General features: G+C 62.0%; 20 protein-coding genes. 8 read left to right on the forward strand and 12 right to left on the reverse strand.

Annotated features, from left to right (window positions below; translation table 11 throughout):
* Positions 1–28: 28 nt before the first annotated feature.
* From ARCT_RS0121665 to ARCT_RS0121680, 4 genes are read right to left on the reverse strand one after another with little or no spacing between them, the layout of a single operon-like run.
* On the reverse strand, positions 29–958 hold the full coding sequence (locus tag ARCT_RS0121665) for a metal ABC transporter permease (protein ID WP_027241943.1): 930 nt from the start codon (positions 956–958) through the stop codon (positions 29–31).
* Positions 955–2,160, reverse strand: a complete 1,206-nt coding sequence (locus ARCT_RS0121670; RefSeq protein WP_027241944.1) for a metal ABC transporter permease — start codon at positions 2,158–2,160, stop codon at positions 955–957. Before ARCT_RS0121670 ends, ARCT_RS0121665 begins: the two co-directional genes overlap by 4 nt.
* 12 nt (positions 2,161–2,172) lie before the next feature.
* Entirely contained in the window at positions 2,173–2,991 is an 819-nt protein-coding gene (locus ARCT_RS0121675; protein WP_027241945.1) for a metal ABC transporter ATP-binding protein, read from the reverse strand.
* A 2-nt stretch (positions 2,992–2,993) separates the two neighbouring features.
* Positions 2,994–3,962 (reverse strand): metal ABC transporter solute-binding protein, Zn/Mn family, encoded by a 969-nt coding sequence (locus ARCT_RS0121680; RefSeq protein WP_027241946.1) that lies wholly within the window; start codon positions 3,960–3,962, stop codon positions 2,994–2,996.
* A gap of 202 nt (positions 3,963–4,164) precedes the next feature.
* Here ARCT_RS0121680 and deoC point away from each other — a divergent pair, with 202 nt between their 5' ends.
* Genes deoC through ARCT_RS0121690 form a run of 3 tightly spaced genes read left to right on the forward strand, consistent with a single transcriptional unit; the run spans position 4,165 to position 7,755 of the window.
* Positions 4,165–5,154: a deoxyribose-phosphate aldolase gene (gene deoC / locus ARCT_RS0121685; protein ID WP_027241947.1), complete on the forward strand. Its 990-nt coding sequence runs from the start codon at positions 4,165–4,167 to the stop codon at positions 5,152–5,154.
* Positions 5,141–5,416 (forward strand): DUF1272 domain-containing protein, encoded by a 276-nt coding sequence (locus ARCT_RS27695; protein WP_240476362.1) that lies wholly within the window; start codon positions 5,141–5,143, stop codon positions 5,414–5,416. The genes deoC and ARCT_RS27695 overlap by 14 nt, the downstream gene beginning before the upstream one ends.
* Positions 5,413–7,755, forward strand: a complete 2,343-nt coding sequence (locus ARCT_RS0121690) for an aldehyde dehydrogenase family protein (RefSeq protein WP_027241948.1) — start codon at positions 5,413–5,415, stop codon at positions 7,753–7,755. Before ARCT_RS27695 ends, ARCT_RS0121690 begins: the two co-directional genes overlap by 4 nt.
* A 126-nt stretch (positions 7,756–7,881) precedes the next feature.
* Here ARCT_RS0121690 and ARCT_RS0121695 read toward each other — a convergent pair whose 3' ends face one another.
* From ARCT_RS0121695 to ARCT_RS0121725, 7 genes are all read right to left on the reverse strand, one after another.
* Positions 7,882–9,204, reverse strand: coding sequence for a M16 family metallopeptidase (locus ARCT_RS0121695; protein WP_379575498.1), 1,323 nt, complete (start codon positions 9,202–9,204; stop codon positions 7,882–7,884).
* Positions 9,204–10,568, reverse strand: a complete 1,365-nt coding sequence (locus ARCT_RS0121700; RefSeq protein WP_027241950.1) for a M16 family metallopeptidase — start codon at positions 10,566–10,568, stop codon at positions 9,204–9,206. Before ARCT_RS0121700 ends, ARCT_RS0121695 begins: the two co-directional genes overlap by 1 nt.
* A 363-nt stretch (positions 10,569–10,931) precedes the next feature.
* Positions 10,932–11,453 (reverse strand): DUF3035 domain-containing protein, encoded by a 522-nt coding sequence (locus ARCT_RS0121705; protein ID WP_027241951.1) that lies wholly within the window; start codon positions 11,451–11,453, stop codon positions 10,932–10,934.
* A gap of 55 nt (positions 11,454–11,508) precedes the next feature.
* The gene (gene lspA, locus ARCT_RS0121710) at positions 11,509–11,994 is read right to left on the reverse strand and encodes a signal peptidase II (protein ID WP_027241952.1); all 486 of its coding nucleotides are present in this window, start codon (positions 11,992–11,994) and stop codon (positions 11,509–11,511) included.
* Between the two features lie 18 nt (positions 11,995–12,012).
* Positions 12,013–13,602, reverse strand: coding sequence for a bifunctional phosphoribosylaminoimidazolecarboxamide formyltransferase/IMP cyclohydrolase (gene purH, locus ARCT_RS0121715; RefSeq protein WP_027241953.1), 1,590 nt, complete (start codon positions 13,600–13,602; stop codon positions 12,013–12,015).
* 31 nt (positions 13,603–13,633) lie between these two features.
* A complete protein-coding gene (locus ARCT_RS0121720; RefSeq protein ID WP_027241954.1) occupies positions 13,634–15,388 on the reverse strand; it encodes a heparinase II/III family protein in 1,755 nt (584 codons plus the stop codon).
* Positions 15,389–15,494: 106 nt separating this feature from the next.
* Complete coding sequence (locus ARCT_RS0121725) at positions 15,495–16,757, reverse strand: RsmB/NOP family class I SAM-dependent RNA methyltransferase (protein ID WP_027241955.1); 1,263 nt, start codon at positions 16,755–16,757, stop codon at positions 15,495–15,497.
* Between the two features lie 115 nt (positions 16,758–16,872).
* Between ARCT_RS0121725 and ARCT_RS0121730 the strand changes: the two genes are divergently transcribed.
* Together ARCT_RS0121730 and ARCT_RS0121735 are read left to right on the forward strand one after the other, a co-directional pair.
* Positions 16,873–17,085, forward strand: a complete 213-nt coding sequence (locus tag ARCT_RS0121730) for a DUF1674 domain-containing protein (protein WP_027241956.1) — start codon at positions 16,873–16,875, stop codon at positions 17,083–17,085.
* 28 nt (positions 17,086–17,113) lie between these two features.
* A complete protein-coding gene (locus ARCT_RS0121735; RefSeq protein ID WP_027241957.1) occupies positions 17,114–17,458 on the forward strand; it encodes a putative quinol monooxygenase in 345 nt (114 codons plus the stop codon).
* 138 nt (positions 17,459–17,596) lie between these two features.
* Here ARCT_RS0121735 and dapB read toward each other — a convergent pair whose 3' ends face one another.
* Positions 17,597–18,406 (reverse strand): 4-hydroxy-tetrahydrodipicolinate reductase, encoded by an 810-nt coding sequence (dapB, locus tag ARCT_RS0121740; RefSeq protein WP_027241958.1) that lies wholly within the window; start codon positions 18,404–18,406, stop codon positions 17,597–17,599.
* Positions 18,407–18,516: 110 nt separating this feature from the next.
* On the opposite strand from dapB, the gene rbfA reads away from it, so the two are divergent.
* The 3 genes from rbfA (at position 18,517) to truB (ending at position 20,741) form a co-directional block, all read left to right on the forward strand.
* Entirely contained in the window at positions 18,517–18,912 is a 396-nt protein-coding gene (gene rbfA / locus ARCT_RS0121745) for a 30S ribosome-binding factor RbfA (RefSeq protein WP_027241959.1), read from the forward strand.
* 44 nt (positions 18,913–18,956) lie between these two features.
* Positions 18,957–19,676 carry a phosphodiester glycosidase family protein gene (locus ARCT_RS0121750; RefSeq protein WP_154665417.1) on the forward strand — a complete coding sequence of 240 codons (720 nt, stop codon included), beginning with the start codon at positions 18,957–18,959 and terminating at the stop codon, positions 19,674–19,676.
* A 150-nt stretch (positions 19,677–19,826) separates the two neighbouring features.
* Positions 19,827–20,741: a tRNA pseudouridine(55) synthase TruB gene (gene truB, locus ARCT_RS0121755; RefSeq protein ID WP_027241961.1), complete on the forward strand. Its 915-nt coding sequence runs from the start codon at positions 19,827–19,829 to the stop codon at positions 20,739–20,741.
* The last annotated feature ends 9 nt before the right edge of the window (positions 20,742–20,750 follow it).

Genomic DNA, 20,750 nt, shown 5'->3' on the forward strand with positions numbered 1-20,750 from the left:
CTGGCTCGTCACCTTCCTGCCGCCTGCTTCAGACGCCCACTGGAGCGCCGGAACGACCCCGACAGGGGCCAAAACGGGCCGCAATTGCCAGGATCACACCAGAAACTGTGGCAATCATGCCCGCTGCGCTGACCGCATCCGTCGCACCCAGCCACAGCGGACCAAAACCCGCCAGAACATAGCCCAGCACCGCCGCGAGCACCGCAAAAACCACACTCCAGGCAATCTGCCCTTCCAGCCGGTTGGTCATCATCCGCGCCGCTGCGGGTGGGCAGATAAACATCGCAATGACAATGATTGACCCAACCGCATCAAAGGCGGCAACCGCGGCAACTGCCGCCGTGATGACCAGCGCCAGCCCCAGCAGATTGGTGCGGATCCCCATGGTGCGGGCAAAACCTTCGTCAAAGGTTGAGATCTTCAGCGCCCGCCAAAACAGCGCCGTAAAGAGGCAGACCCCCAGTAACGTCAGTGCCATACGCGGCAGCTCGGCCGGCAGGAAGCGCAGCGCCTCCGGATCCAGCAACGAGGCCCAGCCAGTGGCATCCAGCCAGATCAGACTTTCCAGGTTTCCATACAGCGCATGTTCCACATCCAGATGCACCGCCGAGGTATCGGTCTGCTCCAGCAGCAGCACGCCGCCGGCAAACATGGTGGTAAACACCACCCCCATAGCCGCGCCCGGTTCAATCCGGCCCAGACGGCGGATCGCCTCAATCATCACCACGGCAACAACCGCCGCCGCTGCCGCGCCCAGCATCATTGGCCAGGCGGCGATCATGCCAGTCATCAAAAAGGCCAGCACAATGCCCGGCAGCACCACATGGCTGATGGCATCGCCAATCAGGGCCTGCCGACGCAACAGCAGGAAATTCCCCGGCAAGGCGCAGGCCACGGCGGCAAAGATGCCAATCAGCATTGGCGTCAGCGACAGGGGGACAAACTCTTCACCGCTCATGACACAACCTCGCGTGGGCCGCCGATCTGGCGGTCGATTTCCTGGATTTGGTCCTGCGTCAGCACCGTCTCGATATCGCGCAGACCATCATAAAGCGCCGCTGCTGCCTCATGGGAGATATCGCTGCGCACCACCTGCCAGCGGTGCTCGTCGCGCAGAGCCTTGGCGGCGCGGGCACGGCCCTTGGCGGTTGCCACCCCATCGGCACGGGTCAGGCCCGCGCGGCGCAACAAGCGCAGGGTCAGGCTCTCGTAGATTGCCTGGCCCTGTGCCAGCGCCAACAACCCCTGCCGCAGATGCACCCGGCGCTGGAACCGCAGATGGCGCAGCACCGCCGCCAACACACCCCGGTTGGGCGCCAGAAAGAGCGAGAGGGCAAAAAGGGAAAAACTGACCAGAACAATCAGCGGCCCCGTCGGCAGATTGGGCGCCGAGGCGGACAGAGCCGCCCCCAGATAGGCAGCGACGCCGCCAAACAGACCGGCCAGAAAAACCACATGGTCAGATCGTTCCGACCAGAACCGCGCAGTGACGGCGGGAATGATCAGCAAGGCCACGATGAGGATCAGTCCGACAATTTTCAGCCCCACAACAGTGACCGCCATGACCAGCCCCATCATCAGCATGTCGATGCGATCTACCGGCAGGCCACGGGCGGCGGCATATTCGGGATCAAAGGCCACCAGAGTCATTGGCCTGCGCGTCAACAGAACCAAGAACAGCGTCACAGCTCCGCCTGCCGCAATCACCACCGCATCGCTATACAGCATGCCCGCAGTAGAGCCGAGCAGGAAACCCTCCAGCCCCGCCTGACGTCCTATGCCGAGCGTCTGAATGACCGTCAGCAGCACAATGCCAAAGCCAAAGAACACCGACAGAACAGCACCAATGGCCGCATCCTCGGCCAGGCGTGTGTTGCGGGTCAGCCAGTTCATGCACCACAGACCGATGCCGGCAGAGACCGCCGAGCCCAGCAAAAGCCCCGCCAGATTGCGGCCATCCCCCCCCGCAAGAGCCATCACCAGAAAGGCGATGCAGACACCGGGCAGGGTGGCATGGCTCACCGCGTCCGAGACCAGCGCGCGTTTGCGCAGGAACAGGAAGGTTCCGGTGATCCCCGCAGAGGTGCCCAAAAGAGCGGCCCCAAGGGCGACAAGCGTGGCGTTATAGCCGAGCTGCAGCAGCAGAGCGTCCAGTAACATGGGGTGCTCCTCTCAGGCCTTGGCCAGTTGATCAATTTGCGAAGTTGCCAGCCGCCCGCCATAGGCCGCCTGCAGGTTCTCTTCGGTAAAGGTCTGGGCCACCGGACCTTCGGCAACGCGGCGGGTGTTGATCAGGAAGACACTGTCAAAGTATTCCGTCACGGTGGCCAGGTCATGATGCACCACCACCACCGTCTTGCTGGCTTCGCGCAGGGATTTCAGAACCGCGATAATCGCCTTTTCCGTCGCCGCATCCACCCCGGCAAAGGGTTCATCCAGCAGATACAGATCAGCCCCCTGGGCCAGCGCCCGGGCCAGAAACACCCGCTGCTGCTGGCCGCCCGAAAGCTGGCCAATCTGGCGGGTTGCAAAATCGGCCATACCAACGCGGTCAAGACAGTCCAAGGCTTTGGCGCGATGGGTGCTTTTGACCCGTCCCAACAGGCCCAGCTCGCGGTACAACCCCATCAGCACCACATCAATCACCCGTGTCGGGAAATCCCAGTCAACGCTGGCGCGCTGCGGCACATAGGCGATCCGGGCGCGCTGGTCTGCCAAAGTACGGCCAAAAACCGTCACCCGGCCAGAGACAGGCGGGACAATGCCCAATGCCGCCTTGAGCAGGGTGGATTTCCCCGCCCCGTTGGGGCCGATGATCGCCGTCATCTGTCCCGGTTCAACCGTCATATCCACCGAAAATACCGCCGGTTTTTCGCCATAGGTGACGGTGAGGCCGCGAACGGCAAGCGGGCTTTGTGCGATCTGTGCGCTCTGCGCCTGGCCGCTGTCCAGGTTGGCCTCGGCTGGTGTTTTTACAATTTCTACTGTCATGGTCATAGTCCCGCCGATAGCTTTCCATCCATGCCACGGGCCGGGGCATCCACCGCTCCAAGCGCCCTGGAGATGCTTGTTATATTGTGATCCAGCATCCCGAGGTATGTCCCCTCATAGGTGCCCTCTGCCCCCATCGCATCCGAAAACAGCTCCCCGCCGATCGAGACCTCATGCCCCTGGGCCTCAGCCCCTTCGATCAGGGCGCGCATAGACCGATCCGAGACCGAGCTTTCGACAAAGACCGCCTTGATATCGCGAGCGACCAGCAAATCGACCAGTGCGCCAATCCGGTTCAACCCGGCTTCTGACTGGGTGGAAATGCCCTGGATCCCCAGCACCTCAAACCCGAAGTCACGGCCAAAATAGCCAAAGGCATCATGGGCGGTCAGCAGGACACGGTTGTTTTCAGGCACCAGGGACAGAACCTCGGTCCCATAGGCGATCAGCCGGTCCAGATCCGCCTGATGTATCGCGGCATTGGCAGCAAAAACCTCAGCTGCTTCGGGGCGTGCCGTGGTCAGGGCCTCTTGCACCTCTGCGACAACCAATTTCCACAGAACGGGGGTCATCCAGACATGGGGGTCATATTTGTCGGCATAGTCATCATGGCTCCGCAGCAGATCCTTTGACAGACCTTCGGCCACCGCCACCACTGGACGCTTGCGCTCCAGGTCATGGAAGAAATCCTCCATCTGCGCCTCAAGGTACAGACCATGCCACAGCACCAGATCGGCGCGGGTCATGGCCACAATATCCGAGCGCGTTTGGCGATAGCCATGCGGGTCCACCCCGGGCCCCATCAGGGCCTTGACCTCGACCTCATCGCCACCAATCTGGCGCGCGGCATCTGCGATCATTCCAGTGGTCGCCACCACTTTGAGCGGCGTCTCGGCAAGCACCCGGCCTGCGGTCATCGGCAGGGCCAGAAGCATCATCAGGCCCAGATAGGCAAAGTGTCTCATACGCATGGGCCGGAGCCTCCAAAAAGAACTGTTGCGGCGAATATGAGAATGATTCTCAACTTAGTCAATGTAATTGCGACTTATTCGCAAGAAAATATGTTGGAGTTTGTCCAAAAGGTCAAAATCAGGCCGGTCTCCTGCGTGGTTTACTTGCCAAGATGCCGCACCCGTGCGACTTTTGCCCGGAACTCTGTTGAGGACCCCCGGAATGGAAAGCCAAACCTTGCAAGATACAAAGCCGCTGGTGCTGGCGCAGGAGCCCCGCAACCCCGGCATGGCTCTGGACCTGGACTGGGTCACGGGCGTGCAGGCCAATACATCTGCGATCGAGCGCCGCTGCGCCACGCTGCCCGCAAGGCGCAGCGTCAAAAAGGACAATCAGGCCGCCTGGTTGCTCAAGGCGGTGACCTGCATCGACCTGACCACCCTGTCTGGGGACGACACCGAAGAGCGCGTGCGCAGGCTCTGCGCCAAGGCGCGCCAGCCGGTCCGGGGCGATATCCTGCAGGCGCTCGACATGCCGCCAATCACCACCGGGGCGGTTTGTGTCTATCACGAAATGGTCGCGGCGGCCGTCCAGGCGCTGAAGGGCACCGACATTCCCGTCGCAGCGGTCTCGACCGGCTTTCCCGCCGGGCTGTCGCCCTTTCATCTGCGGGTCGCCGAGATCGAAGAGAGCGTCAAGGCAGGCGCCAGGGAAATCGACATTGTGATCTCGCGCCGCCATGTGCTCGCGGGCAACTGGCAGGCCCTATATGATGAGATGCAGGCCTTCCGCGCCGCCTGTGGGGAGGCCCATGTCAAGGCGATCCTCGCCACCGGAGAGCTGGGATCGTTGCGCAATGTGGCGCGGGCCTCGCTGATCTGCATGATGGCGGGGGCTGATTTCATCAAGACCTCCACCGGCAAGGAGAGCGTCAACGCCACCCTGCCTGTCAGCCTGGTGATGATCCGCGCCATCCGCGACTATTACGACCGCACCGGATTCCGCGTTGGCTACAAACCTGCCGGCGGCATTTCCAAGGCCAAGGACGCGCTGGTCTACCTGTCGCTGATCAAGGAAGAGCTGGGAGACCGCTGGCTACAGCCAGATCTGTTCCGCTTTGGCGCCTCTTCCCTGCTGAACGACATAGAACGCCAGTTGGAGCATCACACCACCGGCGCCTACTCTGCCAGCTACCGCCATGCGATGGCCTGAGCAGATGCTGGAGTTGAGACCAAATTGTGAGTGCTGCGACCGCGATCTGCCGCCGCAGAGCCCAGAGGCCCGTATCTGCACCTTTGAATGTACCTTTTGCGCCGATTGTACCGACAATATCCTCAAAGGCACCTGCCCAAACTGCGGTGGCAATCTCGTGCCGCGCCCTCTTCGTCCCGCAGCGGCCCTGCTGCGCCATCCTGCCTCCACTCACCGGGTGCTAAAGCCCCAGGGCTGCACGGCCAAGGAACCGATACAATGACCATCAAAGAGAAGTTTGACGCCATGGATTACGGCCTTGCCCCCGAAAATGCCGCCGAGGCCTTGGCCTGGCTGATCGACCAGGGCGACCGTTTTGGCCATTTCATCAACGGCAGCTTCACCCCGCCGCGCGATGGCTTTGACAGCTGCAACCCCGCCACCGGCGAGGTGCTGGCCACCCTGAGCCAGGCAACCCAGGACGATGTTGATGCCGCCGTAAAATCCGCGCGTCTGGCACAGCCAAAATGGGAAAAGCTCGGCGGGCCGGGACGGGCCCGCCATCTCTATGCCATTGCCCGGCTGTTGCAAAAACATGCCCGCCTGTTTGCGGTGCTGGAAACGCTCGACAACGGCAAACCCATCCGCGAAAGCCGTGATATTGATATCCCGCTGGCGCAGCGCCATTTCTACTATCACGCCGGCATGGCCCAGCTGATGGAAAGCGAACTGCCCGAGGCCCAGGCGCTTGGGGTCTGTGGCCAGATCATCCCCTGGAACTTTCCGCTGCTGATGCTGGCCTGGAAGGTGGCCCCTGCTCTGGCCATGGGCAATACCGTGGTGCTGAAGCCGGCGGAATATACCTCGCTCACCGCGCTGCTGTTCGCGGATATCTGTCAACAGGCCGGCCTGCCCAAGGGCGTGGTCAATATTGTCACCGGCGATGGCGCCGTGGGGGAGATGATCGTCGCCGCAGATGTGGACAAGATCGCCTTTACCGGCTCCACCTCTGTTGGGCGCCACATCCGCACGGCCACCGCAGGCACTGGCAAGGCGCTGACCCTCGAGCTGGGGGGGAAATCGCCCTATATCGTCTTTGACGATGCTGATCTGGATTCCGCGGTTGAAGGCCTGGTTGATGCGATCTGGTTCAATCAGGGGCAGGTCTGCTGTGCCGGCTCGCGCCTGTTGGTGCAGGAAAGCATTGCCGACCGGTTCTACAGCAAGCTCAAAGCCCGCATGGACAAGCTGCGTATCGGCAACCCGCTGGACAAATCCATCGACATCGGCGCGGTGGTGGATCCGGTGCAGCTGGAGACCATCACCGCGATGGTTGCCGGCAATCAGGCGGGTGAGACCTATCAGCCCAGCCTGCGCCTGCCGCCCCAAGGCAGCTTTTTCCTGCCCACGCTCATCCAGGGCCTGGCCCCGTCGGATCCGCTGATGCAGGAAGAGATCTTTGGCCCGGTGCTGGTCTCCTGCACCTTCCGCACCCCGGCCGAGGCGGTGGAGCTGGCCAATAACAGCCGCTACGGGTTGGCCGCCACGGTCTGGAGCGAGAATATCAATCTGGCGCTGGATCTGGCCCCAAAACTGGTGGCCGGCGTGGTCTGGATAAATGGCACCAACATGTTTGACGCCGCCGCCGGTTTTGGCGGTGTCCGTGAAAGCGGCTTTGGCCGCGAAGGCGGCTGGGAGGGGCTCAGCGCCTATACCCGCCCCAAAGGCAAAACCAAACCGCTGGCGCCTGTCACCGCCTTTGTCGGCAAACAGGATAGCCACAGCGCTGATCCGGTGGATCGCACCGCCAAGATGTATATCGGCGGCAAACAGGCGCGGCCCGACAGTGGCTATTCAAAGCCTGTCTTCAGCAGCCACGGCGCGCTTTTGGGCCATGTGGGCATGGGCAGCCGCAAAGACATCCGCAACGCAGTTGAGGCCGCCGCCGGGGCCAGGGCCTGGTCCAAAACCACCGGCCATCTGCGGGCGCAAATCCTGTATTACATCGGTGAAAACCTGTCAGCGCGGGCGGATGAATTTGCCCATCGCATCGACACGATGACCGGCAAGAAAGGCGGCGCCAAGGAAGTTGCGGCCTCGATTGACCGGCTGTTCACCGCTGCCGCCTGGGCCGACAAATACGACGGTCAGGCCCATGGCGTGCCAATGCGGGCGGTGGCCCTGGCCATGAAGGAACCTGTCGGAGTGATTGGCGCGCTCTGCGCCGATGAGGCACCGCTGCTGGGGCTGGTCTCGGTCATGGCGCCGGCCCTGGCCATGGGCAACCGGGTGGTGCTGGCCGCCTCTGGTCCCTTCCCGCTGGCTGCAACTGATTTTTATCAGGTGCTGGAAACCTCGGATGTGCCCGCCGGCGTGGTCAATATTCTGACCGGCGAGGCCTCTGATCTGGCACACCCCCTGGCCGCCCATATGAATGTGGATGCGGTCTGGAGCTTTTCCTCAACCGATCTGGCGCAGACCATCGAAGAGGCCTCGGCGCTCAACCTCAAACGGACCTGGGTGGCCCATGCCGACTCGCTCGACTGGAGCCTCGATCACAGCCGCAAGTTCCTGCTGGAATCCACCGACGTGAAAAACATCTGGGTACCCTACGGCGAATAGGGCGAAAGCCCTAAGCGCAGGAGCCCAAAAACATCAGGGCCGGGAAATCCCCGGCCCTGAAATCTAGGGTTTGTCGTCTTGTCTCCTGTTGGCCCAGCGCCTGAACGCTTGGCCCGTCTTGGCCCGTCAGGGGCTGGCAATCAGCCCCTCGGGTCGGCCGACCACAACAAAATGCAGCGCCTCGGGCAGCAGGATTTCACTGGCCACCTGGTTGATCTCCTCTAGGGTGACCGCATTGACCTTGTCATTGCGGGTCTGGACATAGTCGATCGGCAGATCATCCATCTGCATCCCCACCAAAATTGAGGCAATCTGGCCATTGCCGTCAAAGCGCAGCGGATAGGCGCCGGTGAGATAGGTCTTGGCGTCTGTCAGCTCTTTTTCGGTGACACCTTCGCTGGCCAGCCGCTGCCATTCGCCCTGAATGACCTCAACCGCCTCGGCCATTTTGCTGTTCGCAGAACCCAGCTGCCCCATATAGACCGAGGCCAGATCCTGCGGCACAAGATAGGAATAGACCCCATAGGTCAGGCCACGCTTTTCGCGCACCTCTTTCATCAGACGACTGTCAAAGGAGCCCCCACCGAGAATCTGATTCATGATATAAGCGGCAAAAAACCGGGGATCATCCCGGGTGATCCCCATATGGCCAAACAGCGCCACCGATTGCGGCGTGTCGTAGTCAACAATGCTGACGCCCCCGGAAATCGTCACCTCAGCCGGACCAGGCAATGGCGCGCCCGTGGCAGCCATGTCCCCCAGAAGCCCGTCCAACAGCCCGCCCAGCTCATCTGGGGTGATATCGCCCACAGCGCTGACATAGAGCCTGTCGCGGGCAAAAACCGCCTCATGGGCGGCAAAGATATCCTGACGGGTCAGCGCGGAGATACTGTCGATGGTCCCCTTGCCCGAGCTGCCATAGGGGTGGTCGCCATAGGCCATCTTGGCAAAGGCCTGACTGGCGATCTTGTTGGGGTCTTTCAGATCCGAACGCAGCCCGGCCAGCACCTGTGCACGCACCCGGTCAAGCGCATCCTGATCAAAGCGCGGCTCTTGCAGGGTCTGGTGCAGCAATCCCATGGCTGCATCGCGGTTTTCACTCAGAAACCGCGCCGAGACCGACAGGCTGTCACGGTCGGCATCATAGCCAAAGCTGGCCGCCAGATTTTCAACCGCGCGGGTATAGACCTGCGCCTGCATCTCGCCTGAGCCCTCTTCCAGCAATCCGGCCATCAGATAGGTGGCGCCGCGTTTGCCCGGCGCATCCAGCGAGGTGCCGCCGCGAAAGCGCAGCTCAAGCGCGGTAAAGGGAATTGAGTGGTCCTCGACCAGCCAGGCGGTGATACCACCGGGAGAGGTCACCTCGTTGATTTTGATTTCGGCCTGCGCAGGCAGGACCAGCAGGGAAACCCAGGCAAAAACTGCCGCTGTCAGTGCTGTAAGACGCATCATTCGCCCTCCTCCTGTCGCATCATCCATCCGGTCACCGACGCCTCGGGACGGAGCAAGTTTTGCGCGGCGGCAATGATTTCATCCGAGGTGACAGACTGCAGGATCTGCGGCCAGTCCTGTACATCCTGCACCGTCAGGCCCGAGGTCAGCGCCCGGCCATAGCGATTGGCAATACCCTCCACATTGTCGCGCGCATAGATTTCCGAAGCCCGCAGCTGCAGCTTGATCCGCTCCAGCTGTTCGGCATCCACACCCTCGGTCAGGAAGGCACTCACGGTGGCATCCAGCGCCGCTTCAGCCTCTTCCAGGGGGACGCCCTCGGCTGGAACAATCAGGAAGTCAAAACTGGTCTTATCCAATGACACACCGGAATAAAACGCCCCGGTATAGACCGCGACCTGCTGGTCAAATTGCAGCGCATTGGACAGGTAGGAGGTGGAACCGCCGCCCAGAAGCTCTGCCAGCAGGTAAAGCGCTGCCGCCTCTTCCTGGGCCCCGGCATTGCGCTCGGTTGCCAGATAAGAGCGCTGAACATAGGGCTGGGCCACGCGCGGATCGCGAAAGATCAGCCGTCGCTCGGCGTTTGGGGGCGGTTCTGTGCTGCGCGCCCGCACCTTTGGCAGATCCGGATTGGCCGGAAGGGCGCCGTAGTATGTCTCGGCCAGGGATTTGACCTCGGCGGGGTCAACGTCACCTGAAACCACCAAAATGGCGTTATTTGGCGCGTAGAATGTTCCGTAAAAGGACAGGGCATCGTCGATGTCCAGCGCCTCCATCTCGTGGCGCCAGCCGATCACCGGCTGACCATAGCGATGGTTGAGATACTGCGCCGCGTTCAGTTGCTCGCCAAACAGGGCGCGTGGATTGTTATCCGTGCGCTGGTTGCGCTCTTCCAGAATCACTTCGCGCTCGGTGGCGATCTCACTTTCGGACAGGCGCAGATTGACCATGCGATCGCTCTCCATCCGCATCATCAGCTCCAGCCGATCCGAGGCAACGCGCTGATAATAGGCCGTGTAATCGTAGCTGGTAAAGGCGTTGTCGCGGCCACCATTGGCAGCCACGGTTGCAGACAGCTCACCGGGGGCAAGGGTATCCGTGCCCTTGAACAGCAAATGTTCCAGAAAATGCGCCACCCCGGATTGGCCAATGGGCTCATCCGCGGAACCGGCGCGGTACCAGACCATATGCTGCACCACGGGCACCCTGTGGTCCTCGACGACCACGACCTCCATGCCATTGTCCAAGGCAAAACTGGTCACCAGATCATCCGGTACTGACACACCATCCTGCGTTTTGGCCAGAGCGGCTGTCAGGCTGATGCTCAGCACAGTGGCCGCCAAAGCAATCCTTGGGAACATTCGGCACTCTCCTTATTGTTGACCTCACGGCCTTTGGGTCAGGGCCCATATTTGGGTCAGCCCTGCGCTGAGTTCAACCTACGCACCTGACATCTGGGCGCAAGCAACACTGTCGCAAACGTGAATACTGGCAAATCTGATTTTCCCGGCTCCATTCCCAGCCCCTGATCGTAGCAAGGCCGGTTAAACAAGAGATGACGCACGGATTAAGATTGGGAAAGACAGGGAGAAAACCGGGGCAAGGCAAGAAAACGGCGCCAACCCAGCCCCTAAGCGACAAAATCCCAATAAGCAAAACCCAACAGGGCCGCCACAGCAGCCATGTCAAAGCCGGTCCATCAGCCCCGCAGCAGCAGAAGGTTGCTATTCTTCGTTGCGGGGTGGTGCCGAAGGTGTTGCAACCCCAGCCCGGCGGAAGGCTTCATTGACCGCAAAGGGATCAAGGGTCTGTTTGGAATAGATCTGCTCGTAGCGATCAACAGGCGCAATCTTGATCCGCCCGCCGCGCCGTCTGCGCTTGAGGAAGGCAGCGTCTTCGCTGGCCAAGACCTGGCGCACATCCGGCGATACCCCATAGCGGCTGGAGGCGGTGACCAGACCAGAATCGCTGGCAGGGATCGCCCGGCCGGGCAACAGGGCATCAGGTTTGCCCCCCAATGCGACAACGGCCTCGGCCTGCGGATTGACGTCACTGCGGTTCTGACCCCCTGGGGTGGGAGGCGGCAGGGTGGCATAGTTGTCAGGGGCGCTCAAAGGTTTGGGCGGCAAGACAAGGAATTCATCCGGTCCCGTGCCGGTGCCGCGGATATCCCGCAGCTCTTTTTGTGCGCAGCCAGATACAGCCACAGCACAAATCAGACCGATAATCGCCAGAGGAATTCGCATTTCCCCAATACTCCCGACAGTTTCAACGCGGTTTTAGCCTATTTCCCAAAGGAGGTCACGCAGGCTTTTTGAGGCGCCCCTCAAACAGGATCAATCCCGCAGCTCCGGCAAAGATGAACACATCCGCCAGATTAAAGACATATGGATTGTTCACCCCGCAACAGGACATGTTGAGAAAGTCGAGCACGTAGCCATAGAGCAGGCGATCGGCGACATTGCCAAGGGCACCGCCAATGACCAGCCCCGCCGAGATCTGCATCAAGGTGCCCTTGTCGCGCCCGCGCCCAATCCACAGCACCAGCGCCAGGCAAATCGCCAGCGACAGGCCAATCAGCAGCCAACGGGCGCTCTCTGCGCCATCGCCAAACAAGCCAAAGTTGATGCCGGTGTTTTCCCCATAGCGGAAATTCAGCAGCGGCGGCAGCACATCAATGCTGAGACGACGCGACAGGCCCATCCAGTGGATGACCAGGTATTTGCTGGCCTGATCCAACAGAAAGGCCCAAAAGGCGCCCCAGAATATCATGCGTGCTGCTGCCATGTTTTTCTCGTCTCTTATCTAGTGGCGGAAGTGGCGCATGCCGGTAAAGACCATGGCGATACCCTGCGCATTGGCCGCCGCGATCACCTCGTCGTCACGCATCGAACCACCGGGCTGGATCACGCAGGTCGCTCCTGCCGCTGCTGCTTCCAGCAGACCATCGGCAAAGGGAAAGAACGCATCCGAAGCCACGGCTGACCCTTTGGCAAGGCTTTCGTCCAGACCCAGCTCATCCGCCATGCGCTGCGCCTTGGAGGCCGCCACATTGGCACTGTCCAGGCGGCTCATCTGGCCGGCGCCAACACCGACGGTGGCATTGCCTTTGACATAGACGATGGCGTTGGATTTGACGTGTTTGGCAACCTTCCAGGCAAAGAGCAGATCCTGCATCTGTTCCTCGGTCGGCGCCTTTTCGGTGACAACCTTCAGATCATCCATGCCGACGTAGCCCACGTCCTTGTCCTGCACCAGAACACCGCCGCCCACCTGTTTGTAGGCGGTGATGGCCGCGCGAGGATCAGGCAGACCATCGGTCAGCAGCAGGCGCAGGTTTTTCTTGGCCGCAAAAATCGCCTTGGCCTCATCCGAGGCACCGGGGGCAATCACCACCTCGGTGAAGATCTCGACGATCTTGCTGGCGGTGTCTGCATCCAGCGGCTGGTTCAGCGCCACGATGCCCCCAAAGGCCGAAGTCCGGTCGCAATCAAAGGCCTTTTGATAGGCCTCTGTCAGAGTTGCTCCCTTGGCCACACCGCAGGGGTTGGCGTGTTTGATGATGGCCACGGCTGCGGTTTCAGCCGGGTCAAACTCGGCAACCAGCTCATAGGCGGCGTCGGTATCGTTGATATTGTTGTAGGACAGTTCCTTGCCCTGCAACTGCTGGGCTGTGGCAACACCGGGGCGGTTGCTGCCATCGGTGTAAAAGGCGGCTTTCTGGTGGCTGTTCTCACCATAGCGCAGGGTCTGCTTCAGCTCGCCGGCAAAGGCGCGGCGACGGGGGGCTTCCAGCTCCAGCGCGCCCGCCAGCCAGGTCGAGACCGCGGCATCATAGGCTGCGGTGCGGGCATAGGCGATCTGCGCCAGCTTGCGGCGGAACTTGGGACAGGTGGCCCCCCCGTGCTGATCCATATCGCCCAGCAGCTTGTCATAGTCGGCCACATCCACAACCACGGTCACATCGCCATGGTTTTTGGCAGCCGCGCGAATCATTGCCGGGCCGCCAATGTCGATGTTCTCGATGCAGGTGTCGTAATCGGCGCCCTTGGCCACGGTTTCCTCAAACGGGTAGAGGTTCACCACCAGCAGGTCGATGGGGGCAATGCCGTGCACATCCATGGCCTTGACGTGATCGGCATTGTCGCGCAGCGCCAGCAGCCCGCCATGCACCATCGGGTGCAGGGTTTTCACCCGGCCATCCATCATTTCAGGAAAGCCCGTGATATCAGCCACATCTTTCACCGTGAGACCCGCTTCGCGCAGGGTCTTGGCAGAGCCGCCGGTGGACAAAAGCTCAACGCCGCGGGCGCTCAGCGCCTTGCCCAGGTCGATAAGACCGGTCTTGTCGGATACGGAAAGCAGGGCGCGGCGGATGGGGGTCTGGTCGGTCATGGCAGGGTGGTCCTTTACAGGCTCTGTGGGCTCAGTCAAAAATTTCGGGCTCATCCCGATTCAGGTCGCGCACGGCAATCGCAGTCTCCTGCGCCTTGCTGAGCGTCCACCGGACGCGTGTCGCATACTCGATTGCGCGGCCAGATAAAACGATCTGCTTTGCCGCACGGGGTTTTAATCGCGTTTTTTCCAGATAAACACTGGGTTCCAGCTTCAATTCACAGCTGCCATCGTGGCGAAACACCCAAATCTCGCCGCTCTTCAGCGCCATCGACACCGCAGAGCCCCCCAGATCCAGCGCTGAATCGACTTCCGGGTGGAGATGCAGCCGCAGTTCAAACTCGACGCCCCTGGCGCCCGAGTGATCCAGCACCTTAGAAAAGACCCGCCGGGCCGGGTCTTCGATGGCCACCAACAGATCTTCGCCAGACAAGCCGCGCCCATCATCCGACAGCTCCAGTGTGCGCGCATGGGTCAGGCCAAAATCCCGCAGATAGCCGTCATGCCCGCCCTGAAAGCGATGGCCATCGCTGCGCTCATCCAATGCGACCTGTACCTCCCTGGGGCCTTCCACCAGCAGTTCCTGGCCGGTGGTGCGATCCGGTGCAGCAAGCCGCGCGCTGGAATGCCCCGCCAGACAGAGGGTCGAATGAGACGGCGTTGCCCGCCCGGCGCGGCGCCATTCCAGGCCAAAGGTCTCTCCCGAGCCGCAATTGACAATCAAAGGCCGCCGCCCCGAGGTGAGCTCAAACGCCAGCGACGATGCATGGCCGTTGCCGGAGGCCGCGCCCTGTGGTGGCACCGCTGCATCAATCACCACCGAGGTGCGGCGCGCCGCCAGACGGGCATAGCCCATGGCCAGCCCATCACGATGATCTCCCGCCACGTGGCTGGCCGCCAGGGCATGATCCAGCCAGCCCTCCAACCCACGTCCGCCGCCATGAAACCGCGCCAGCCCGCCATCCGCATGACGCAGCGTGCGCAGCGCAGGCGCAATCCGCGCGATCGCCGCCGTCTGCGCGGCAGGCACCGTGCGGCCGACCTCATGCAGGGCGGCTGCGGCCCAGGTCAACAGGGTGAAGACTTCCAACAACTCTTCGGGATTGCGCGTTGGCACACCGCCCTCGGCATCAATCTGGCTCTCGCATTCCGCCGCCAAGGCCCGGATCGCCGGATCCGCCAGCTCCTCGCGACCCTGCAGCGCCAGGCCGGCATAGATCAGCCCCGTCAGGGCCTCAAACCGGGGCAGTCCCGGCGAGGCCCCCTGCCAGCGCTGGGACAGGAACCAGGTCTGCTGCGACAGGGACTGATAAAACACTTCGGTCTCGGCACGGTCTTTGCTGCTGAGCAGGAACAGAGCATGGTTGATCCAGCGGATCACCCGGCGCCCGGTCAGATCCGGAGACCAGGCCAAAGCCGCCCCCCGCCCGTTGCCAGCGCCATGGGTTTCGATCCAGCCCCAGACCCATTTCTGCGCCTTGAGCCGTGCCTTGATATCCCCAACCGCCGCCAGATCATCCAGCCAGCCAAAGCCCTGACGTTCGGCCTCAAAGGCCGCATCCGGCGCGTTGACGTCCCATAGGCCGGTGGTTTCTGATTCGACCAGATAGCCGGCAAACAGCAGATTTCCCGCCACCAGCTGACGACCACGGGCAAAACTGCCAATGGTGCGCGGTTCGGGCTGCGAGACAAACCCGGTGGCGGCTGGCTGCCTGCGGGCGCGCCAGGCGTATAGCCTATTCATCATGCGAGTCCCGCGACCCGCTACTCTGTCGTATCTGGACATGCTCTCTGCCTCACGCCTTTGTGCCTGTGATTGGCCGACGTTTTGGCAAAAGGATAGCCGCCTTGCTGCGTCAAGTCACCGAAGAAAGCGATCTGCCGGCGCGGCCCTAGGCAGATTTACGCAAAAGAGCCATGTAAAACCCGTCCATGCCGCCCTGCTGGGGCCAATAGTCTGGCCGCAGACGCAAGCCCCCTTCTTCGGTGATCCAGGCCGGATCAATCCCCAGCGGCGGCAACACATCGCGATCCACGGACATATCCGGGAACATCTCCAGCGCGTCTTCTATTTGGCACTCGCCCTCGTCCGGCAACAGCGAGCAGGTGCAAAACACCATGCGCCCACCGGGTTTGACCAGGCTCCAGGCATGGGCCAGCATCTGCGCCTGCAGCTCAATCAGCGCGCCAAAGGCACTGCCGTCCTTGGCATGGGGCAGGTCCGGGTGGCGGCGAATGGTACCGGTTGCCGAACAGGGTGCATCCAGCAACACCGCATCAAACTGCCCCCCCTGCTCCAGCGCATCCCCCACCACCAGATCAGCTGTCAGCCCGGTCCGGGTGAGGTTTTCCTGCAGCCGCTCCATCCGACTGGCTGAGGTATCCACCGCAGTCACGCTGGCACCGCTGGCCGCCATCTGCATGGTCTTGCCACCCGGAGCAGCACAGAGATCCAGCACCCGCTCGCCCGGTTTGACCCGCAACATCTGGGCGGGCAAGGCTGCGGCAGCATCCTGCACCCACCAGTCCCCGGCCGCATATCCGGCCAGGGCCGAAACCTGACCGGCATCCGTCAACCGGTGTGATCCCGTCGCCAGGACGGCCCCTCCCAAGCCACTCAGATCCGCGCCCGGCTTGCCGGTGATATCCAGTGGCGCCCCGGCGTAATGTGCCGCCTCGATCTCCAGCATCGCCTCCCCTCCCCAGGCATCCGCCAGGGGCTTGCGCAGCCATTTGGGCAGGCGCGGCACCCGTAGCTTGGCCCATTCAGCCGGGCCCTGGTCGGCCACTTTGCGCAGCACCGCATTGACCAGACCTTTCAGCTGTCCATGGCGGCGGTGCTTGGAGATGATTGCCACCATATCGTTCACCACACCATGCGCCGCGGCCCCGTGGCACAGCTCAACCGTGCCCAGACGCAGGGCATTCTGCACGGTTAGTGGTGTCGCTTTTTTCAGGTGTTTTTGCAGCACACGATCGGCGCGTTCCAGGCTGCGCAGAGTCTGCAATGTCAGGCGCTGGGTCCGGGCGCGATCCTCGGGCGTCAGTCGCTCCAAGGCGCCCGCCGCATAACATTCCGCCAGAAGGCGCCCCTCACCCAGAACCTGATCCAATAGGTAGATCACCGTACGGCGGGCCTGAGTTCCATCGGACATTGCTGCTCTCCTTGGCATAGACGCGCGCCCCACTGACCACAGCGCAGGCACCTGAGGTGGCTTGTCCCCACCAAAAAGGGGCGTATATCATGGCCACAGCATAAAGGAACCCGCCATGAGCGCCGAAACCCCGCCCGCCAAACAGGCTGAACCCGCCATTGATCCCGGTCTGCCCCCCGCCGCCCAGCGCGCCCTGGCAGAAGCCGCCGAACGGCGCAAAGCCGCAGAGGCCAAGGCCAAACCACCGGTAGAGCTGGGCGGACGCGACGGCCTGGACCCGGCCCGCTACGGCGACTGGGAGAAAAAAGGCATCGCCATCGACTTTTGACCCCCCATTTTTGTGAGGTCTACCACTGATGATTCCAGAAATGCGCCGCTACACCCTGCACCCCGGCCTGCGCGAGACCTTCATCCGCCACTTCGAGGAGGTGAACCGCGCCGCGCTACGGGATGCAGGCATGTTGGTCTTTGGCCCGATGCGCGGCCTCGAAGACCCAGACAGGGTGCATTGGATGCGCGCCTTTGAAAGCCTGGAACAGCACGAAGCGCTCAAACAGGCCTTTTATGACAGCCCGGTCTGGACGCAGGACGCCCTCCCCCTGGTGATGCCGCTGGTGATGCCGCTCATCGCCCATTTTGAGGCTTCCCTGGTAGCAACCACCGAGGATTTTCAGGGCTTTGACCAAACCGCCAGTCTCTGACCATGCCTGAACAAGGCCGCCGCCTACCCCTAGCTCCCCGTTTTCATCTTTCTAAAAATACCTCCGCCGGAGGCAGCGGCCTTTCAAGGCCGCTCTTCCAAGCCCCGCTGTCACAGTCCCGCTGTCACAGTCCCGCTGTCAAAGCCCCAGAACGTCCAACATGTCATATTCTCCCGGCGCCTTGTTCTGGCCCCAAAGCGCGGCTTTCAAAGCCCCTCGGGCAAAGATCGCCCGGTCGGTCGCCATGTGACGCAACACGATGCGCTCCCCAGCGGCGGCAAACATCACGTCATGTTCCCCCACGATGTCACCACCCCGGATGGCGCTGAACCCGATGTCCCCACGTTTGCGGGCCCCTGTGATGCCATCACGACCAGAATCAGTAACATCTGCCAGGCGCACACCGCGGCCCTCGGCGGCGGCCTCGCCCAGCATCAGCGCGGTACCCGAGGGTGCGTCGACCTTGTGATGGTGATGGGCCTCGATCACCTCGATATCAAAATCCTCATCCAGGGCTGCGGCAACCTTTTTGGTCAGCTGCACCAAGAGATTCACCCCCAGGCTCATATTGCCGGCCCGCACCAGAACCGCGTGGCGCGCAGCGGGTTCCAGCTGGGCAATCTGTGCCTCGGACATGCCAGTGGTGCCAATCACATGCACCGCCCGCGCCTGCGCCGCCAGTTTCGAGAAGGCCAGCGTCGCCTCCGGCGAGGTAAAGTCGATCACCGCCTGGGCTTTGGAGAAAGCCTCCAGCGGATCATCGGTGACCACAACACCAATGGCGCTGCCGCCCATGGCAAGCCCCAGATCCTGACCAACCCAAGCATGACCCGCCCGTTCCACCGCGCCAACAAGCCGTGCCTTGTCGCTGTCCAGAACCGTCTTGATCAGCATCTGCCCCATACGGCCAGAAGCCCCTGTAATCACGATGCCTGGTGTCTCGGTCATGGCTGTGGTCCTCGCCCTTGGATGGATGGATCGTTAAAAATTCTTCTGGTTTTCTCCTACCCGCTTGGCGATGACTTGGCAAAGGGATGGTTTGGGCTTAGATCCAAGATATGGCAAAGAACAAATCTCCCGAGGGGCGCGCCCCCTCCCAACGGCAGCTGCGCGTCGGCGAGCTGATCCGCCGGACCCTGTCCGAAGTCCTGTCCCGTGGCGAGCTGCACGATCCCGAGCTGAATCGCATGTCCATCACCGTTGGCGAGGTCCGGGTGACCCCCGATCTGCGCATCGCGACAGCCTATGTGCTGCCGCTGGGCGGCAAGGGGCAAGAGGATCTGCTAAAACTGCTGGCCCGCAACAAATGGGAGCTACGCACCCTTGCGGGCAAGAAACTGGGGATGAAATACGCCCCGGATCTGCGGTTTCAGCTGGATCTTACCTATGATCAGATGGATGCCACCCGGCGGATGCTGGAACAGGACGCGGTGCGCCGCGATATCGAGGATTGATCCTCAGGGCCCTCATACTGCTGGCCGCCCTCTGGGTCCTGCCAGTGGTTGGGCCTGCAATCGGGCCAGTGCATGCGGCCGACAGCGCTGCGGTCAGCTGCGATGATCTCACCTTTGACGGCAATCGGTATACGGTCTGTGAAGTCGATGCGACCCGGGCCCAGTTGAAGCTGTTCCTGCGCGACGACAAAGGTCAAGTCTTTGGCCATTTCTCCAGCATCGAAGCCGCGCTCGAACCTGAGGGCAAAGAGCTGGTCTTTGCCACCAATGCCGGCATGTATCACGCCAATCGCGATCCGGTTGGCCTGTATATCGAAGACGGCAAACAAGAGATGCGACTGATCCCCAACGCCGGTCCCGGCAATTTTGGCCTGCTGCCCAATGGGGTGTTCTGCCTGCGCCAGGGCCGCGCCGATGTGTTTGAAACCCTGGCCTTCCGCGATGCCGGCACAACCTGCACCTCGGCCACCCAATCGGGGCCGATGCTGGTGATCGACGGCGAGCTGCACCCGCGGTTTCTGCCCAATTCGACCTCTGCCTACATCCGCAACGGTGTCGGCACCTCAGCCGATGGCAGCCGCGTGGTTTTTGCCATTTCGCGCAATGCGGTGACCTTTCACCAGTTTGGCAGCCTGTTTCGCGACCACCTGAAGCTGCCCAGCGCGTTATATTTTGATGGCAACATCTCGCGGCTGCATGCGCCGCAGATCGGGCGTTCCGACGCCGGGTTCATGATGGGGCCGGTTGTTGGCGTGGTTGAATAACCGTTTGCCCACCAACACGAGGCCCGCCAACACGAGGCCCACCAACACGAGGCCCACCAACACGAGGCCTGTCGCAAACCGCTTTCGCAGAATTGACAGTGCTTCCTCCTTGGGATAGGCCGCGCGCCTCACTTGAATTTGGGGACGGACATGGCACGCAAACGCAAAGGCCGCGATATTTCGGGTTGGCTGGTGGTGGACAAACCCGCCGGGCTGACCTCCACCGCCGTCGTGAACAAGGTGCGCTGGGCGCTGGAGGCCAAAAAGGCCGGCCATGCGGGGACCCTGGATCCCGAAGCCACCGGCGTGCTGGCCATTGCCCTGGGTGAGGCCACCAAGACCGTTCCCTATATTACCGATGCGCTGAAGGCCTATACCTTTACCGTGCGGCTGGGACAGGCCACCAATACCGATGACGCCGAGGGGGAGGTCATTGCCTCCAGCGAGATGCGCCCCAGTGACGATGAGATCAAAGAGGCGCTGTCGCAGTTTATTGGCGACATCCAGCAGATCCCACCCAAGTTTTCAGCCGTGAAAATCGACGGCCAGCGCGCCTATAAGCTGGCCCGCGATGGGGATGAGGATTTTGAAATCGCCGCGCGACCGCTGTGGGTCGAAGAACTGGTTTTGGTGGACCGCCCCGACGCCGACCACGTGGTGCTGGAAATGACCTGCGGCAAGGGCGGCTATGTACGCTCCATCGCCCGTGATCTGGGCGCCGCGCTGGGCTGCCATGGCCATGTAAAAGTGCTGCGCCGCATCTGGTCCGGCCCCTTTGAGGCCGCTGACGGGCTGACCCTGGATGAGGTATTGCGCATGGAACGCACGCCCGAGCTGGACACCCATCTGCGCCCACTGGAAGAGGGGCTGGCCGAGCTGTCCGAGCTGAAATGCACACCCGAAGGCGCCACCCGTCTGCGCAATGGCAACCCCGGCATGGTGCTGGCCTCAGATCTGGAATACGGCGATGAAGCCTGGGCTTCGCTGAATGGCAAGGCCGTCGCCGTGGGCATCTACAAGGCGGGCGAACTGCATCCCTCGCGGGTGTTTGTACAGCCCGACTGAGCCCCCCCC

Source organism: Pseudophaeobacter arcticus DSM 23566 (assembly GCF_000473205.1).
GTDB classification, from domain to species: domain Bacteria; phylum Pseudomonadota; class Alphaproteobacteria; order Rhodobacterales; family Rhodobacteraceae; genus Pseudophaeobacter; species Pseudophaeobacter arcticus.

What these genes read in the sequence shown, in the direction of transcription:
- ARCT_RS0121665 (WP_027241943.1), bottom strand. Translation starts at nt 958, where the DNA reads ATGAGCGGTGAAGAGTTTGTCCCCCTGTCGCTGACGCCAATGCTGATT.
- truB (WP_027241961.1), top strand. Translation starts at nt 19,827, where the DNA reads ATGGCACGCAAACGCAAAGGCCGCGATATTTCGGGTTGGCTGGTGGTG.
- ARCT_RS0121720 (WP_027241954.1), bottom strand. Translation starts at nt 15,388, where the DNA reads ATGTCCAGATACGACAGAGTAGCGGGTCGCGGGACTCGCATGATGAAT.
- ARCT_RS27695 (WP_240476362.1), top strand. Translation starts at nt 5,141, where the DNA reads ATGCGATGGCCTGAGCAGATGCTGGAGTTGAGACCAAATTGTGAGTGC.
- ARCT_RS0121695 (WP_379575498.1), bottom strand. Translation starts at nt 9,204, where the DNA reads ATGCGTCTTACAGCACTGACAGCGGCAGTTTTTGCCTGGGTTTCCCTG.
- ARCT_RS0121680 (WP_027241946.1), bottom strand. Translation starts at nt 3,962, where the DNA reads ATGCGTATGAGACACTTTGCCTATCTGGGCCTGATGATGCTTCTGGCC.
- rbfA (WP_027241959.1), top strand. Translation starts at nt 18,517, where the DNA reads ATGGCAAAGAACAAATCTCCCGAGGGGCGCGCCCCCTCCCAACGGCAG.
- ARCT_RS0121730 (WP_027241956.1), top strand. Translation starts at nt 16,873, where the DNA reads ATGAGCGCCGAAACCCCGCCCGCCAAACAGGCTGAACCCGCCATTGAT.
- ARCT_RS0121735 (WP_027241957.1), top strand. Translation starts at nt 17,114, where the DNA reads ATGATTCCAGAAATGCGCCGCTACACCCTGCACCCCGGCCTGCGCGAG.
- ARCT_RS0121700 (WP_027241950.1), bottom strand. Translation starts at nt 10,568, where the DNA reads ATGTTCCCAAGGATTGCTTTGGCGGCCACTGTGCTGAGCATCAGCCTG.
- purH (WP_027241953.1), bottom strand. Translation starts at nt 13,602, where the DNA reads ATGACCGACCAGACCCCCATCCGCCGCGCCCTGCTTTCCGTATCCGAC.
- ARCT_RS0121675 (WP_027241945.1), bottom strand. Translation starts at nt 2,991, where the DNA reads ATGACAGTAGAAATTGTAAAAACACCAGCCGAGGCCAACCTGGACAGC.
- ARCT_RS0121690 (WP_027241948.1), top strand. Translation starts at nt 5,413, where the DNA reads ATGACCATCAAAGAGAAGTTTGACGCCATGGATTACGGCCTTGCCCCC.
- ARCT_RS0121705 (WP_027241951.1), bottom strand. Translation starts at nt 11,453, where the DNA reads ATGCGAATTCCTCTGGCGATTATCGGTCTGATTTGTGCTGTGGCTGTA.
- lspA (WP_027241952.1), bottom strand. Translation starts at nt 11,994, where the DNA reads ATGGCAGCAGCACGCATGATATTCTGGGGCGCCTTTTGGGCCTTTCTG.
- ARCT_RS0121670 (WP_027241944.1), bottom strand. Translation starts at nt 2,160, where the DNA reads ATGTTACTGGACGCTCTGCTGCTGCAGCTCGGCTATAACGCCACGCTT.
- deoC (WP_027241947.1), top strand. Translation starts at nt 4,165, where the DNA reads ATGGAAAGCCAAACCTTGCAAGATACAAAGCCGCTGGTGCTGGCGCAG.
- dapB (WP_027241958.1), bottom strand. Translation starts at nt 18,406, where the DNA reads ATGACCGAGACACCAGGCATCGTGATTACAGGGGCTTCTGGCCGTATG.
- ARCT_RS0121725 (WP_027241955.1), bottom strand. Translation starts at nt 16,757, where the DNA reads ATGTCCGATGGAACTCAGGCCCGCCGTACGGTGATCTACCTATTGGAT.